Annotated in this window: 3 protein-coding genes; 1 reads left to right on the top strand and 2 read right to left on the bottom strand. The window is 58.0% G+C overall.

Features of this window, described 5'->3' with window-relative positions; all coding sequences use genetic code 11:
* Positions 1 to 245: 245 nt before the first annotated feature.
* Together BUE38_RS19895 and BUE38_RS19890 are read right to left on the bottom strand one after the other, a co-directional pair.
* Positions 246 to 1,571: an HlyD family type I secretion periplasmic adaptor subunit gene (locus BUE38_RS19895; RefSeq protein WP_073436981.1), complete on the bottom strand. Its 1,326-nt coding sequence runs from the start codon at positions 1,569 to 1,571 to the stop codon at positions 246 to 248.
* A complete protein-coding gene (locus BUE38_RS19890) occupies positions 1,568 to 3,286 on the bottom strand; it encodes a type I secretion system permease/ATPase (RefSeq protein ID WP_073436980.1) in 1,719 nt (572 codons plus the stop codon). Before BUE38_RS19890 ends, BUE38_RS19895 begins: the two co-directional genes overlap by 4 nt.
* Positions 3,287 to 4,202: 916 nt before the next feature.
* On the opposite strand from BUE38_RS19890, the gene BUE38_RS19885 reads away from it, so the two are divergent.
* A complete protein-coding gene (locus BUE38_RS19885) occupies positions 4,203 to 17,867 on the top strand; it encodes a carbohydrate-binding protein (protein WP_234987115.1) in 13,665 nt (4,554 codons plus the stop codon).
* The last annotated feature ends 426 nt before the right edge of the window (positions 17,868 to 18,293 follow it).

Below are 18,293 nucleotides of genomic sequence, written 5' to 3'. Positions count from 1 at the left end.
CTCGAGCATGGACCTCAGCTACGACTGGCGAGCTACGAGCACGCTACGCTCGAGCTTGAACCCCGAACCCCGAACCCCGAACCCCGAACCCCGAACCCCGAACCCCGAACCCCGAACCCCGAACCCCGGGGGAAATGCACGGAACTGTTGGTTTGGCGATGAGCTGCTCGTAGCTCGCCGCTCGCCTCTCGAAGCTGGCAACTCGCCTCTCGCCTCTCGAAGCTGGCAACTCGCGCCTCACAGCTCTATTCCTCCCTCATTGCTCTGGCCAGCATGTCGGTTATCGGTTTGGCGACGTAGCTCGCGAAGCTGCGCTCTCCGGTGCGCAGCATGACTTCGGCCGGCATGCCTGCCAATAGCCGCATCTCTTCAGTCATGTTGCCTTCACCTGTTTCGGTGACGCGAATACGCACTTTGTAGTAGCGAGTGCGGGTGGCCTCATCCTCGAAGCTGTTGGCGCTGACATGTACGACTTCGCCTTCGATCACATTGGTCAGACGCTGATTGAAGGCGCTGAAGCGGATCTCAGCGGGTTGTCCCATGTAGATATTGTCGATGTCGTGGTTGGCGACGCGGGCTTCGACAATAAATCCATCGCCGGTTGGCACAATATCCAGTAGAGGGTCGCCGCCGCGAACCACTCCTCCCAGGGTATGGACCTGAAGTCCTACTACAGTGCCCGAGACGGGGGCGATGACCTCGGTGCGTCGTAATTGCTCGGTAAGAGCAATCAAGCTCTCCTCTGCATCGGTGACTTCGGATTGGATCTGGCGCAAGGCTTCACCGACCTCCTGATGAAACTCCTGAATCTGGATCCGCTTCTGCAGCGCGTTCTCGCTGATCTGTGAGCGTAGTCTGGCCACTTCGGCGGCATGCCCGGCGTTATCGCTCTGATATTCGAGGCTTTCGCGCTCCATTTCATGCATGCGTTGGCTACTGATCAGACCATCTCGAAACAGTCGTCGATGGTTGGTAACTTCCGCGTTGAGCGAGGCAATACGCTGGCTGGTGATCGACTGAGTGTCCTCCAGGCCCGCTATCTGCTCCTCCAGCTGCACCATTTGCTCATCAAGTGAGGCCAGGGTGCCTGAAAGGGACTCGCGGCGTGATTCGAACAGGCGTCTTTGAACTTCGAGGACTTCCTGCACCCTCTGGTTGCTGGAGGCGATCAACTCGTCCGGAAAGACGAGGGCTTCGGCCCCGGCCTGCTCCGCCAGCAGGCGGATTTCAGTGGCGCGGGCGATCAGGTAGTTCGCTTCCACGATCTGTTTACGAGAGCGGGTCTGCGTATCATCAAGCTTGAGTAGTACGTCACCGACCTCCACCCGGGTGCCGTCCTCGACGAGGATCGATTCGACAATGCCACCCTCGAGATGCTGAATGGTCTTGGTAAAGCTCTCAACCGAGACCGAGCCTGGGGCAACCACGGCCACCGAGAGGTTGGCCAGCACTGACCAGCTCCCGAATCCACCAAAGGCGATAACGAGGATGGCGATCCCAAGTCGACGGTACCTGCGATCATGCAGCGGCAGTTCATTTCCTTGCTCGGTATTGTCGAGAGCAACACTCATGATCTGGACTCCTCGCTTGACCTGTTATGGCCACGCGCACTGGGTCGCAGTGCGGTGACTGTCGGAGCGGCTGTAGATGAATGCCTGGGTGGCGCAAGAGAAGAAATTCGACCATCACGCATGACCAGTACCCGGTCGACTTGCTGCAGCAGGCGCTGGCGGTGGCTGATGATCAGTGCAGTGGTGCCGCGCCGTTGTAGTTGCTTCAGGCAATTGGAGAGTGCCACCTCGCCACTTTCATCAAGATTCGCATCCGGTTCGTCGAGCACCACCAGCACCGGGTTGTCATACAGCGCCCGAGCCAGGCCAATGCGCTGACGCTGGCCAGCCGACAGCGAAGCGCCGCCATGGTTGAGCATGGTGTCGTAGCCGTCGGGGAGGCTCAATATCATGCCATGTACACCTGCGAGATTGGCGGCCTCGACGACTGCTGCTGCGTCAACGTCCTGGAAGCGCGCGATGTTCTCGGCCACTGTTCCATCGAACAGCTCGATGTCCTGTGGAAGGTACCCCAGACACGGGCCCAGCGCCATACGATCCCATTGGGTGATGTCAGCACCATCGAGACGCACATTGCCGAGTTGCACTGGCCAGATTCCGAGCACTATACGGGCCAGTGTCGACTTTCCCGACGCACTGGGTCCCACTATCGCAATATGTTCGCCCTTTGCCATCTGCAGATCGATATTGTGAAGCGTCGGCAGACGTTCGCCCGGCGGCGCAGCATTGACACCCTCGAGTGTCAGGGTGCCTTTCGGCTGAGGCAGGGGCATGCCCGGGGTAGGGGCCGGCACGGCATCCAGTAGTTCCTCCAGCCGCCCCCGAGCCGTGCGAGCACCGGAATAACCTTTCCAGCCATTGATCATCTGATCAATGGGAGCCAGCGCGCGGCCCATCAGAATGGAGCCGGCAATCATCATGCCGGGGGTGATATCTCCGGCCAGTACCAGCCAGGCCCCCAGGCCGAGGATCAGCGACTGGAACATCAGACGCAGCACCTTGGAGGTGTTGGTCAGTAGTCCGGCGCGGTCGCTGGCCTTGGATTGCAGCACCAGATACTCACGATGACGAGCCGTCCAGCGTCCCTGAATGCCCTGTAGCATCCCCATGGCATGGAGCACTTCGGCGTTGCGGAGGTTGCTGTTGGCTAGATCCTGAGCGGCAACGTGCTGCCCGTTGGCTTCGCTGAGCAATGCACGTGTTGACCATTCATTGATCAATGCGACGATAATGAGAACGGCGGCGGCAGCGATGGCAAAAAGCCCGAACCAGGGATGAAAAAGAGCCAACACCGCGATATAGATCGGCACCCAGGGAGTGTCGAAGAAGGCGAACAAGCCGTTGCCGGAGAGGAATTGCCGCAAGGCGGTAAGGTCGCTCAAGGGCTGCGCCGAAGGTTTGCCCGGCATCATCAGAGTGCGCTGGAACATGGCATGGTACAAACGGGGGCTGATCAGTACATCGAGCTTGTTGCCGACCCGAACCAGTATTCTCGAGCGCATCAGTTCGAGCCCGCCCATCACCATGAACAGAAACACAACCACCAGCGTCAGCATCAGCAGCGTCTCTGCGCTGCGTGTGGTAATGACACGGTCGTACACCTGCAACATATACAGCGGGGGAACCAGCATCAGTAGATTGATGAACAGGCTGAATATTCCTACATGCAGGAAACTACCTCGGCAGTAGTTCAGTACCTTTCTCAGGTCATTCATATAACAGTTCCCAGTAGAGAACCCATTGGATACGGCGAGTTCCCTTGCTCTTGTAAGGGGGCTGACGAGTTGTCGTCTTTCGATGAATCACTGGTCCTGGCGACAGAAATCAGTGTCCCCATTTTCTTGTCAGTCTGGTCGATGTCGGAAACTAATTCCCGTATTTCAAACGGTCAGTAGTGAAAAAGCCAGGTATTCCTTGGTCATCGAGTCTCAGGTGGATAGGAACTTGTTTTGCTGATTTTTTGATAATTAGTTTTTTGATTATATCTATTGATCGGAGGCGTGAGAAATTAAAATTAATAGTACTAGTTTTCTAATCTCAAAGGCTTGGTTTTATATATGAATGATTAGTAATGAATTATGCTTACGCGTTAGGAAAATGATGACCTGTCTTCTCTTAACTTGTTGAAAATAAATTGTTAATTTTTGATCTTCCACGTCCTGAAATGGTGCTTATCAGGAATGAGATATTGTGTTTGTTGTGCTTGATGATTTCCTGCTCAGGACTAGACTCACCAAAGGATGTTCTTGTCTTGTTGCGATGTTGAATGGCACGTCGCCAGGCACTTCGTAGCTTGATTAAGGACATGGTTTAGAAGGAAGTGAAGTTTGATTTCGCTTTGTTTTTCTGAGGTCAGGAAGGCTGTGCTGAGTATGTTGTTGCAGTTTGGATGATGCGAATGCGCTTTTTTCAGGGCGTATTAAAAGGTCAGTAGGATAAAATGATTGGGGGTCAGCAATGTATTCGATTGCATTAGTGGGTCGCGACCAGAGTAAAACACTACACAAGTTGCTCCAGGCGGGCGACTCAGTTTATCGGGGAATGCTGGAGAAGTACGACCTTTCTGTCGTTCCACATCCAGGCGAATGGGCGCAGTCCATTGCGGCCATTGAATTGCAATGGCCGGATGCAATGGGCAGTATTTCGAGCTTCGAAGCGGCCCAGTATCCCTTTGTTTTCGAAGAGTTGCCTGCGCCACCCTTGGGGGCGCTCAAGGCGGTCGTCAAGGCGTTCGACGAGCACGGTGTAGTGCTAGGGGAATTGAGCAGTGCATTGGTGTTCGAAGTGGTGTCCGAAAGCGAGGAGACTGTCGAAGATGGTGCATCGGTGGGTGTATTGGTCGATGGGAGTGTTAGCGCTAACATAAAGCAGCATGATCGAACTCCTGATGGCGGTGAGTCCCACCCTGGTATGGTCAAGGCTGAGGCTGCCGGTAGCAGGGCCGTAGATCATGTCCCGGGCAACGTGCAGTCTGCGTCCCCGATGGCCGCTCCCCTGGTGCGGGATGCCGACAGCCTGCCTCTGGCTGCCGCAGCACAGGTGACGGCAGATACCTTCTCGCCGATTCGAATCCAGGCTGAGGACAATGATGCTGGCGATGGCGCATATGCGACGGTGATTGGCCCGGGCATTGGTGTCGTCGATGATCCCTCAGACTCCAACACTGACAACGCCGATGGCGGAGCCTACATCGACTATGTGGAAGCGTCTGGCGAGTCGCTGACCTTCACCTTCAACGTGACGGAGGCAGGGGAGTATGATCTGGCGCTGGGTTATGCGTTGAGCCAGAACGATGATGGCAGTGGGCGCAATCGACCGCTACGGCTTGAGGTCAACAACGAGTTGGTCGATCGCATGTTCGATCTGCACAGCACGACGTTGACGGCCGATGCTTCGGACTTCAGTGAGTTTGGCGAGCAGACCATTCGTGTTCAGCTACAGGCCGGTGAGAATACTGTCAGCTTCACTTCCAATGGAGCCAGTGGCCCCAATATCGACTATCTGGAGGTGCGAGCACCAGACCCGAACGTACACGTGATTCAGGCCGAGGACATGGTCCTGTCGCCGACGCCGAACGACGATGATGGCGCCACCAACCGCGTGGTTACGCCCGATACCATTGCCGACCTCACTGACGGTAGTGAGACCTTTCGAGTCGGTGCTGAGGGGACGAGCTATGTTGACTGGGCATTCGGTAATGCCGCGGCCTGGTCCGAGTTCACCCTTGATGTCGCGGTTGCTGGAACTTATACCGTTACCTCAACCTATGCCTCGTCCAGTGCCCGGCCTTTGACCCTTTCGCTTGTTGATGGAGGGGGGCAACTCACGACCCTGGGCAGTTTCAATTTTGCTGCTACTGCGGCAGCGCTCTACTACCCGGATGACGTTACCGGAGAGGTGCCCGCAGGAAATCTACCTATCGATGGTGAAGCATCTGAGTGGGAAGGCTGGAGCACGGAAACCATTGAAGTCAGCCTGCCTGCCGGCAGTCACACCTTGCGCTTGGGCGGGGGGGATAATGGGCCGAATATCGACAAGGTTGAAGTGGCGCTGTTGGCTGCGGATCCGGTTGACCCGACAGGACCGCTGATCGATCCCATTGTCATTCAGGCTGAAGATGCTCTACCGGGCGTCGACAATGATTCCGGCACACTGGTGCGTGATGCGGCCAACCCTGAGACAGGGAGCGGCTTTCAGGGCCTGCGCCCGAATTATTCCGGTGATGGGTACCTCGACTTCGGCAGCGTGCCAGGCGACAGCATCAGCTTCACCGTGAATGTGGCCGAGGCAGGAAGTTACGACCTCAACTTTCGCTACGCCAGCAATGGCGCGCGTCCGATGGAGCTGAGTGTCAATGATGGCACAGCGCTGACGCTTGCCTTCGATGGCACTGATGTGGATGGCGATCCGGATACCGAAGGCTTTGATCAATGGAGTTACCAGACGCTGAGTACCGATCTGCAGGTCGGTGACAACGTCATCCGCCTGGCGATTCCTGTGGGCGCCGGCAGCGGCCCCAATATCGATCGCCTCGAAGTCACCACTCTGGGTAGCGGGCCTGTTGGCGATGTACTGGCAGACGTCGAGGGAGACCTCGTGTTTTCCGCAGGCAGTACCCTGATCAATGGCGCCAATACCGCGGCGGCTGACTTCAATGTCACAGGCCTGGACGACGATGTGGTCTACATCGGGGTCAGCTTCGACGGTGGCATCACGGTGACAGAAGTTCAGCCTGATGCCGCTGGTGACTTCAGTGTGGATCTCAGCGGCCAGATGGATGGTGACCTGAACGCGACCTTCATTGTGCTCGACGCCTTCGGCAATCGCGCTGAGCAAGGGATGGCTCTCAGCCTGGATACCACCGCCGATGAGGGTGGAGACCTGGCCATCACCGGCCCTGTTGACCCGATATTGCCGGCTGACAGCCAAGCCGTGACTTTCAATCTGGCCGGTCTGGATGCGGATATCGAGAGCGCCGCAGTGAGTTTCGATGGTGGAGTGACCCGGTCGGCGGTGGGGGTGGATGGCAACAGCCTGTTGCTGGATCTGTCCGCTCAACCGACCGGTGATGCCGATGTCACCCTGTATGTTGTCGACGCTGCCGGTAATGAAGCCAGCGCTTCCACCAGTGTGGTGTTGCAGGATGATGGTACGGGTCCCGTACTGGATGTAGTTGATGTGACCTTCAGCGCAGACGCCATTACCGAGTGGGATGCGTTTCAGGACAATCCCGAAGCAGGAACGGGAGTCGAGATCGAAGACGATGGCGCGACGTTGGCGCTTGTCAGCAATGTATGGAAGCGTGTCGGTCTGGCCGAGGATTTCGTGATCACAGACGATACCGTGCTGACACTGGATCTGGCGGCCTCATCCTCGCCAGCATCGGAGATCATCGCCGTCGGCTTTGACCCTGACGATAGCCCCTTCAATGGTGGCAACTCCGTCTATCAACTGGGTGGAACCCAGACCCAAGGGGGCTTCGTCGATCTGCGTGGTGAGGGCGTCGACAATGGTGATGGCACCACACGTTTCACCATTGATCTTTCTGCCCATGCGGGGCAGACCATCGGTTCACTGGTATTCGTCAATGACGACGATATCGGAGTCCGAGGAACGGCACGCTTCAGTAATGTGCAACTGAGCAGCGGCTCAGATGTTGATACCAACCAGGCTCCGCGAGTGGTTGGCAACGGCATCGCAGATCTGGCAGTGGCGGAGGGCTCGACGCTGGAAATCGACCTGCCGTTTGTCGACGATGACGGCGATGATCTGACATTCAGTGTCGTTGTTACAGAGACTTCCGGCAATGCTGTTTCCGTCGACGGTCTTGAGTTTGATGGTCTAGTCCTGTCCGGCAGTCTCGGTGACCTTGCGCCGGGCGGCTATACCGTGGCCATCACTGCTGATGATGGGCAGGCGACAGCAACAACCGATTTTGCGTTGACAGTCGAGAACGTCAATGACGCGCCAGTGGCAGAACCGGCCGCACTGGAGCCGTACTTCGGCCAGGTGGGGGAAGCTTTCATCCACATCGAGCTGGCCCAGTTCGCGCCGTTATTCTCTGATCCGGACGGCGATGATCTAACACTGAGTGCAGAAGATCTTCCGGCTGGGCTCGAGGTGGTCGACGGAGTCATCCAGGGGACCCCGGAAGTTGCCGGTAGTTTCGACATCGTCGTGCGTGCCACTGATGCCGGGGGACTGTCTGCCACCCAGACACTCAACTTCGAGATTGATGAGCAGGCGCCGATACCGTCGGTGATCATCGAGGCCGAGGATTTCACTGACCTGAGTGCGGCAAATATTGTCGCCACCGGCAATGTGTCGGCCTCCAATGAGCAACTGGTTCGCATGATCAGTAGCGAGCCGGCCACGATATCCACTGAACTGGATGCTGCCGGTGTTACTCCCGGCTGGTACACGTTGCGCTTGTTCGTCTACGACGAGACCGATGGTGCCGGTAGCCTGACATTGACCATCGGTGACACGGTACTGGAAGCACGCAATACGACCAGTGGCGAACTCGAGTCGACAGTCGTACTCAATGATGACTTCGGCACCCTTGTCGGTGATGGGGCGCGTGGTAACGCCGGACAGAGCGGCAACCGCAAGGAGATCGTCTTCGAGACGCCGGTATTGGTCACTGCTGGTATGCTGGCGAGCCTGGCCCTCCAGGCGGAAGGCGGCGAGCTGATGCGTATTGATTCGCTGGTGCTGGAGCCCACCACCGCGCCGAATAACAGCGCGCCAACGCTGGAAGGGCTCGAGTCCGCAGTCAGTGTTGATGAGAACACCACCGCTGTTGCCAGCCTGATGCTGGATGATACCGATGGTGATGACCTGGCTGTCAGCCTCGAGGGGGCGGATGCTGCCTTGTTCAGCTATGACGCCGACACGGGCGCCTTGAACTTCCTGGCTGCACCGGATGCGGAGCTACCCTCCGACGCGGATGCCGATGGTATCTATGAGCTGACTGTAGTGGTCAGTGATGGCACCACCAGTGTCTCGCAGCAGACGTTGATCAGTGTGACCGATCTCAACGAAAGCATCGCTGTTGCTCCGAACGCCTTGAATGTGGCCGAGAATGTGACCGAGATCGGTACCATTCCGGTGGTTGACGAGGACGGTGAGGCCATAGGCCTGAATGCGCCGGTGTACGCCATTACTGGTGGCGTCGATGCTCCGCTGTTCGAGATCGACAGTGACACGGGGGTTCTGAGCTTCATTTCACCGCGAGATTATGAGCTGGCGGTGGATGCCGATGAGGATGGCGTCTACGAGGTGGAGGTCAGCGTTGTCGACGGTGATCTCAGTGCCACCGAGACGCTTGCCGTTACGGTAACTGACGTCGATGAGACAGGCTTTACGCCAATTTCCCTGCAGGCCGAGGGCGGCACCATCACGCTGCAGGATGATGGCAGCAATGCCACCGTGACTACGGTTCGCGACGCCGACAACCCAGAGACCGGTTCGGGCTTCAGTGGCCTGCGCCCGGACTATTCCGGCACTGGCTACGTGGATTTCGGTGATACGGCAGGTGACGCCCTGAGTTTCGAGGTCGATGTGTCTGTGGCTGGCACCTATGATCTCAACATTCGCTATGCCAGCAATACGCCTCGGCCGCTTGATCTGGCCGTCAATGGGAATGGGGGGCAGAGCCTTGCGTTTGCCAGTACCGATCCGGATGGCAGCGGGCCAGAAGAGGGCTTTGATCACTGGGTCTTCGAGACGGTAACCGTCAGCCTCGAGGCTGGCAGTAACACCATCGCACTGGCCATACCGCCGGGCGCGAGCACGGGGCCCAATATTGATCGCATCGAGATCACCGAGGCCGGTAGCGGCCCGATACCGGTCGATGCCAGTGCGGATGTCGATGGCAACCTGGCCCTCACCGCCGCAGATGACAGTCTGAGCGATGATCAACTGGCAAGCGCAGTGTTCAACATCAGCGGTGCTGATGACGACATTGTCAGTTATGCCATCTCGCTGGACGGTGGCACCACTCGTAGCGAAGTCACACCGGATGCCGATGGCGATGTCACGCTGGACCTGACCGGCCAGAGTGGCAGCATCGACGTCATGCTGATTGTCACCGACGCCGTCGGCAACGAAGCCAGTGTGACCGATAGCGTGACCATCGAGGGCGTCGCCCCCTTCGACTTTGTCATCGAGGGAGAGGAACTGATCATCGATGATCCCGACAATGTCGGTGACAGCCTGGATACGCAGGTACGTGACCCCTCCAACCCTGAAACCAACGATGCGACAGGTGCCGATGGTCTGTGGGATGGCTTTACCGGTACCGGCTATCTGGACATGGGAGGAGATGTCGGCGATGCCGGGTCCTTCGAGGTAAGTGTCGATGAAGCGGGTACGTATCAACTGACAGTACGCTATACCAATGGTGACGGTGCTGGCGCTGATCGCCCCATGAATATTCTGGTCGATGGCGCCAGTCAGGGTAGCCTGGCGTTCGGTTCCACTGGTGTCGGCAATCCCGGCTGGGAGAACTGGCAGGAAGAAACCATCGAGGTTGAGCTCGCGGCAGGGACCACTACCATTCGCCTCGAGAACCTCGGGACCGCCGGTCCCAATATCGACAATATCCAGGTCTCTCGAGATGGTGACGTGCCTCCCCGTGACGTCGAGCCGGGGGACCGCTTCTCGGTGAAGATCAACTTCCAGCCGGAGGGCGTGGCGGTACCGGATGGCTATGTGGCTGACACCGGCAAGGCCTTCGGCACGCAGTCGCTGACGGTCGATGGTCAGAGCTACCAGTACGGTTGGGTGACAGAAGCGTCCATTGCCGATGGTACCGCCAACGGCACCATCCCGTTGGATATCAGCGCCTTGACCAGCGTGGCGGTGAATGATCGTACTGATGATATTGCCGGGCTGGACCCTCGCCAGGGGACCTATGCGCACTTCGATCAGCCGTCTGCCGACTATGTAAGGGCAGGCTGGGAGATTGAACTCGAGGATGGTTACTACGAGGTCACCATCTCGATCGGTGATACCTCGGGACCCTACGATAGCCACAATGTACTCAATGCCGAGGGTGAGCTGTTCAATGATCCCTTCACCCCGTTCCGTCCGGATGATTTCCCGGCGGATGCCGCTCCGGCCGACGATACCGAAGGGGCGCGTTCGGATCTGGTGACACGCATCGTGCAGGTCACCGATGGCCGCCTGACGCTGGATTCCATGGGACTGGACAACGAGAATACGGAAATCCAGTACATCGAGATCCAGTCACTGCCGGACCTGACGCCTAACGATGATCGGGAGGCGCCACAGGACTATGCCTTCTTCACTGATGCTCGGGCGATTGCCGGTGTCGGTCAGAACGAGGTGGAAGTCGACCTCGATTCGACCGATGGCGGAGTACCCTCCGGCGTCGATCCGACCTCAGACATCTTCGTTGGTATCTCGGTGGTCGATGGCCGTGGAGGGGCATTGCTGGAGAGTCTGGCCGATGGCTCGATCCGGCTGTTCGAAACGGTGTCGGGAGAGGAAGTCACCTTCAATGCCAACACTACTGGGGGCTTCGACTCGCTGACTATCTCACCGAGTCAGGCACTCAAGCCGTTCACCAGTTATACCCTGGTGATCGAAGGCTTCCAGGATCGTGGTCCCAATGATGATCCGGATGCGCCGACGCGCGAGTTCCAGAAGTACACCAATACCTTTGTCACCGGTGAGGAACCCGAGGTCGTGCCGCGTGACGTGGCCTTCGATGATGTGGTTGAGCTGGATGGTGCTGCGGATGGGGCTTTCGGCTTTACGTCACTGGAGATCAGTGCCGATGGCACACACATGTATGTGGCGACCATCGGCGGCCAGTTACTGCGTTATGACGTCGACCCGGTGGATGGTTCGCTCGACAATCGTGTTGAGCTGAGCCTGCCCAGTGACTACTTCTTCGAACCGGGTGCCGACAGCAGCAACGACCGTCGCGGTATCATCGGACTGACCGTCGATCCCACGGATCCCAATGTGCTGTGGATCACCGACAACTATCCGATTCCGCTGTCCGGGCGTGACAACGGCGTGCCGGACTTCAGTGGTCGGGTGACGAAGATCACGCTGGATGATGGTCCTGGTTTCTCGGGTGTGGCAGAGCCCTACATCACAGGTCTGCCGCGCTCCAACGGCGACCACGTGACCAACAGTCTCGAGTTCCGTGAAAACCCCGATTACGACCCGCTCACCAATCCGGATGCCCCTACGCATCTGCTGTACCTGATTCAGGGCTCCAACTCGGCCATGGGGGAACCCGACAGTGCCTGGGGTGATCGCCCCGAGCGGCTGCTCAACGCGGCGGTGCTGGAGATAGATCCGACGCGTGACGCGCCTCCTGGTGGCTTCGATGTGACCACCGAACCGCTGCCGGACGATGGGCTCAACCGCCGCTTCGCCGACGACGATACCAATGTGAAGGACGATCCGATTCCGATGGGCAACGGGGAATTCCTGGTCTTCAATGCTCAGGGGGTGGCCACCGTTCAGGATGCCGACGGTAATGTACTCGAGGACTTCTACGACCCCTATGCCGATGGCGCAGTACTGACAATCTTTGCCACCGGTGCACGCAATGCCTATGACCTGGTCTGGCACTCCAACGGGTTCCTGTACGTGCCGACCAATGGCTCGGCGGCTGGCGGTAATGTACCGGACAATCCGAATACCCCAGAGGACGAGCGTTACACCAACGTCGAGAAACAGGATGATTACCTGTTCCGCATTTCGGAAGATGGCTATTACGGTCATCCCAACCCGTTGCGCGATGAGTACATCCTCAATGGTGGCAACCCGACCTCGGGCACCGATCCCAACCAGGTAGACAAGTATCCCAGTGGCACCAGCCCGGAGGGCACCTACGACCTTGCCGGAGTCTATTCACTGGGCGAGAACCGTTCCCCCAACGGTGCAGTGGAATACACCAGTGGCATATTCGGCGGCAATCTGCAGGGCAATGTGCTGTTCACTGAGTATTCCGGTGGTGATGACATTCGCTCGATCACCCTTGACGCCAATGGCAATGTGATTGGCGATGATGTGTTGCGTGACGTCGACGGCAATGTCATCAGCTACATCGATCCACTGGATATCATCGAGAATCCGGCCACTGGCCAGTTATATCTGCTGACCCTCAACCGCGGTAATGGCCAGAGTCAGATCATTCGTCTCGACCCGGTGCCGGGTGGCACGGTGGATCCAGATCCCGGCACCGATGATCTGGTGTCGATACTGGCCATTCAGGCGGAGGATGTGACACCGGATGATGGTACTGCCGTGAGCATTGCCACCGAGGCGGGCGCGGAAATCGAGATTCGTGATGTCGATAACCCGGAGACCAATCAGGATCTTCCCAATGGGTTACGGCCCGGTGCCTATGGAGTGGATGGCAACACCAACGGCAATGACGGTGTCCCGGGCGGCTATGCGGACTTTGGTGCCACCAACGTCGACTTCCTGACCTTTACCTTTGATCTCGAGGCGGATCAGGCCGGAGATTCGGTACTGCGGATTCGCTATGCCAATGGCGGTGATGCCGACCGTCCGCTGGAGGTATTCGTCAACAATGTCAGTGTCGGCGTAGTGAGCTTCCCTCCCAGCTCGTTGGCGACTGCTGACGAGCGATGGGCGGACTGGTTGACGGTAGATATCCCGGCAGCATTGGTCAGCGGGCAGAACACGATACGCCTGCAGGCTACTGACAATACCGGCCCCAACATCGATCAGTTGGAAGTACTACAGGATCCCGACTCGGCGTCAGGCTTCGCGGAATACGAAGCCGAAGGCGCCCAACTGGATGGCCCCGTGGTGGTTCTGGCCAGTGATGATAACCGTAATGCCTCCGGCGATGGCTTTGTCGATTTCGACGGCAGTGGTGACCAGACCATCACCTGGACGGTTGATGTGGATGAGGCCGGTAGCTACGAGATTGGCATCCGTTATGCGCTGGCCGCGACCAAGGCAGATCGACCTCTGGGGCTGACGATCAACGGCGTTGATATCGGCCAGGTCAATTTTGTTGGCCAGAGCAATGCGGCGGAGGATGACTGGTTCTATCAGGATGTACTGGTCAATCTGCAGCCTGGCAGTAACACCATTACGGTAACCGCACCGGATGGAGTGGGCCCGAATATCGATCTGCTGCGCGTACCCACGGGGGCTGCTGACAACTTCGTGCCGGTCTACGCCGATGTGACAGATGGCTCACGCATTGAACTGGAAAGTGGGGATAGTGCCCGTTCGATCAACGAGGTGACGGCGGACTTCTATTTCAGCGTTGATGCAGATGGGCTGTATCGCCTCGATCTGGCCGCTAATGTGGGGGCTGACGATGGCGGCAGTCTTGCGTTGACTCTCAACGGTCAAACGTTGAGCACGGTGGCTTACCCGGGAGCGGGAGACACTGGCGAGGAAGGCCTCTGGGTCGAGCTGCAAGCGGGGCAGCAATACAACCTGCGCGCGGTGTCCGCGGCAGATGGCGCCGACGATATCGACTATCTGGATGTCACACCGATTGCCGGTAACGACAACGCCGATATCGAGGTGCAGAGCGGTGATCCCGCCTATTTTGCCAATCGATTGCACTTCAATTACCTGGAGAACAACAGTGCCTCCAACCCCGACCGTGACTTCAAGGAAAGTGCCACTGTCACCATCAGCAACAGTGGCAGTGAGACGCTGGATATTCTTGACGCTGTGATCGAAGGGCCCTTCGTACTGGCAGATCCGACCATCTTCGATGGGCTGAGCCTGGCCGCAGGGGCGTCTATCGAGGTCGAGGTACTGTTTGATCGAGATGCCTATGTAGCACCGACCACGGATGCCGGCGACGGCGTGTTCGAGGGTAGTATCCGCCTGACCACCAACGATGCTGACTCGCCGGTTGCAGAAGTTCATATGGCCGGCTTCTGGCAGGCACGCGATGAAGGCGGCTGGGAACCCAATGTCAATGAAGTCTGGGAGGTGTTCGGTTTCGGTAACCGAATCGACGGTCTCCCGACCGTGGACGGAGGCGGTAACTCCGTACTCAATGATTTTGATCTCTACCGGCCCGTCAATGACGACGAGGTGCTGTCACGTTACTGGACGCTTGCCGATGGAGTGGGAGAGGCGAAGATCACCCAACTGGCGGCGTTTCACGGCGGTGGCGGTGCGACACTGGGCATTCACAATCCCGGCAACAAGGGACAGGACATTATCTTCAGCAACCATGCTGGCGATAACAACCAGTCCATTCTTCCGCTGTTGAGCAATGGTGAGTTTGCGACCACGAACTTCGAGTTCTCCGATATCCCGTCCGACTGGCAGGGAAATGGTGTGTTCGGCTTCGAGGTGGCCAATCTGTCCACTGACCCGTCACTCAACCCGACTGGCGGTGGCACACCTCCGGCGGATGCCGATGGCATCGAACGGGGCTATACCGTACGCATGTTCCGCGCCCTGGATGCGGATGGCAACGTGATTCCGAATACCTATGTCGGGATCATGGATTACACCGGCATCAATTATGACTACAACGACAATATGTTCCTCATCGAGGGCGTGTCACCGGTCACCGGTGGTGACCTGACTGTCATCAACAATGACGGTGTGCCAGCCGATGACCGGTTGGTGATGTCTCGGATCGAGAATCCCGCCAATGCCGCTCAGCAGGTGCATGATGTGGCCACGGTGACGCTGCGCAATGATGGCTTCGAGGACCTGAGCATCAACAGTGTCGAGGTCAGTGACCCGGCATTGTTCGAACTGGTGTCGGCGTTCGATCCGTTGGTGCTGGAGCCTGGGCAGGAGATCAGCGTCGAGGTGCGATTCATCGCAACCGACTCGGATGACGGCAGCCTGTATGAGGCAAATCTGATCATCAACTCCAGTGACCCGGATGAAGGCGAAAAGATCATTGAGCTGGCAGGTATCGCCCAGGGGCAATCAGAGAATGGCCAGGAGCCGACGGTGCAGGAGATTGTCAACGCCTTCGGCTACTCCACCGATGTCGCCCAGGGGCAGATGAATCAGGGAGGGCTGGTGGAGGCCAATGGCGACGAGATCCTTGCGCCGTACTTCCAGCGTGCCGATGGCGCCTCTCCGATCAAGATCACTCAGTTGGCGGCCTATCATACCCAGGGCGATATCGCGCGACTGTTCATCCATGATGTCGATAGCCGAAATCTCGATGAGATCATTGCCCATGATGAAGATGATGGCCAGACGTTGCTGCCACGCACACTGGACAACGGCAATCAACTGGCCAGCATCAGCCTGGATCGGGATGACCCGTTTGGCTTCTTCGCCGAGATTTCCGGTCGCCAGGGCTACATTTCATGGTCCGACCCGGATGCCAACCTCTACGAGGACAGCATCGATGCCATCGGCAATCCCGGTACCAACCTCAACTGGGACGAGAATGATGGACATCTGATACGTGTCTACGTGGCGAAGGATGCTCAGGGCAATGTCATCCCGGATACCTATATCGTCATCCAGGACTATGCCGGGGTGAATTACGACTACAACGACAATATCTTCCTGGTCGAGAATGTCACGACCTATGACCCCACTGGCGCCGAGGATGCTGACGCCAATGGCCGCGTCGACCTCTACGATGATGACGATGGAGACGGAATACCCAACTTCATCGACAATCCGACCACGGATGAGCAGACGGCCTTCAATACCGATGAGACGCCCTGGGCGGTGGGAGCTGATGGCCTGACACTGGAGGCGAAGTTCTACGACAACGGTGGTCAGGGAGTGGCCTACAACGACTCCACTGCGGCTCACCAGGGAGCAGCGCTGCGCGGCGATGAAGCCGTGGATATTTCCTTCGGTACCGAGGCTATCGGTTATGTGACGGGGGGCGAGTGGGTCGAATACACGCTGAATGTCGAGACAGCCGGCACCTACACCCTGTCGTTGTCAGCCTCTACACCGCTTGACGGACGCTCGGTGACAGCCGCCTTTGAGCAGGGTGGCAGCTTCTATGCCAGCCAGACCGTGGATATCAGCAATACCGGTGCCTACACCACCTATAGCGATACGACTCCGCTGACCTTCGAACTGGAGGAGGGTGAGCAGGTACTGCGGCTGACATTCAACGTCGGCGCCATGGACCTGGCCTCGTTCAGTCTCGACCAGGTACCGCCGGTAGATGATGCACAGCAGGCATTCACGCCCGACGGTGAGGCCTGGCAGGTGGGCAGCGACTTCAACCTGGAGGCCGTCAACTATGACGAAGGCGGGCAGGATGTGGCGTACAACGATGCCGATGCCGCTCAGATTGGTACTCCGGTACGCCCGGGAGATGGTGTGGATATCGTTGGCGATGGTGATGCCATCGGCTGGGTTGATGATGGTGAGTGGGTCGAGTACACCCTTGATATTGCCCAGGCTGGCGTCTATGACCTGAGTTTCCTCTCGGCACTGGGGGATAGCTCTGGGGCGCAGCGCACCATCACCGCCAGTTTCAGCAAACCCGGTAATTCTCCCTATGTGACCAGTGAGTCGGTTCAGGTAGAGCCAACCGGGAACTGGAGCAACTTCCAGTCCTCATCGCCGACTCAGGTTGCGCTGGAGGCGGGTGAACAGGTATTGCGCCTGACCTTCAATGGCGGATCTCAGGACCTGGCGTCATTCAGCCTGTCCCGTGATGGTCAACAGGCCTTCAATGCCGGTGGAATGCCCTGGCAAGTGGATGCCGATGCTGGATTGGAACTGGATGCGGTGTTGTTTGACGAAGGAGAGCAGGGCGAGTCCTACAACGAGCTATCCAGTTCGCAGCTGGGCTCCAGTTTCCGGGATACCCCCGTGGACATCGTCGGGCAGGGTGAAGCGATTGGCTGGATCGAGGATGGTGAGTGGGTGGAATACACCATCAACGTTGAACAGGCTGGTAGTCATACGCTGAACTTCGTGACTTCGAATCCGAACAACGGACGCAGTATCACCGCCTCGGTGGAGAAGAATGAAGCGGTCTATGACCAGGCTACGACCGTCACTCCGAACTCTGGTGCCTGGGGTACCTACACCGACAATGCATCGGTCAGTCTGGAGCTGGAAGCCGGTGTCCAGGTGTTGCGTCTGAGCTTCGGCGGGGGTTCCCAGGACCTGGCTTCGTTCGAGTTGTCACGGGATGGCGGTGCTCAGGCCAATACTCAGTCGCTGAATGTATTGCTGGCACAGGATGATGCAGCAGCCGCGACACCCGCGGTGGATGATCTGCCGATCAGCGATGATGTAGGCCTGCAGGGAGTACAGGCTGATGATTCAGGCAGCTTGATCTAACCCGACAACATACGACCCACATGGACGTGGGAAGTGCGTGGATTCGTCGGGAGCGAATGCAGCCGACCCACATGGACGTGGGAAGTGCGTGGATTCGTCGGGAACGAATGTAGCCGACCCACATGGACGTGGGAAGTGCGTGGGTTCGTCGGGAATGAATGTAGCCGACCCACATGGACGTGGGGCGTGCGTGTACTTGTCGGGAACAATTATGCCGGAACTTCGGTCGTGGGTTGGGTGCCCCCTTGCCTGCGGCCGTTGTCCCGTGCCGGCAGGAAGCTGGCCCTGCGCGAATCGGTCTGTTTGGGTTCGCGCATTTTTTTGTCTGCACGATCGCATCCTCATCCCGTGAGAGACGAGGCAAGGTCTGCATGTCCTGAGTCTGTACCCGCGACCTCTGGAGTGTCTCTTTATGGAGACATCGAG

Origin of the sequence: Halomonas cupida, from assembly GCF_900142755.1 — a bacterium.
GTDB classification, from domain to species: domain Bacteria; phylum Pseudomonadota; class Gammaproteobacteria; order Pseudomonadales; family Halomonadaceae; genus Halomonas; species Halomonas cupida.
Note: the sequence above shows the minus strand (reverse complement) of the source record. Positions and strands in the feature narration are given on the sequence as shown.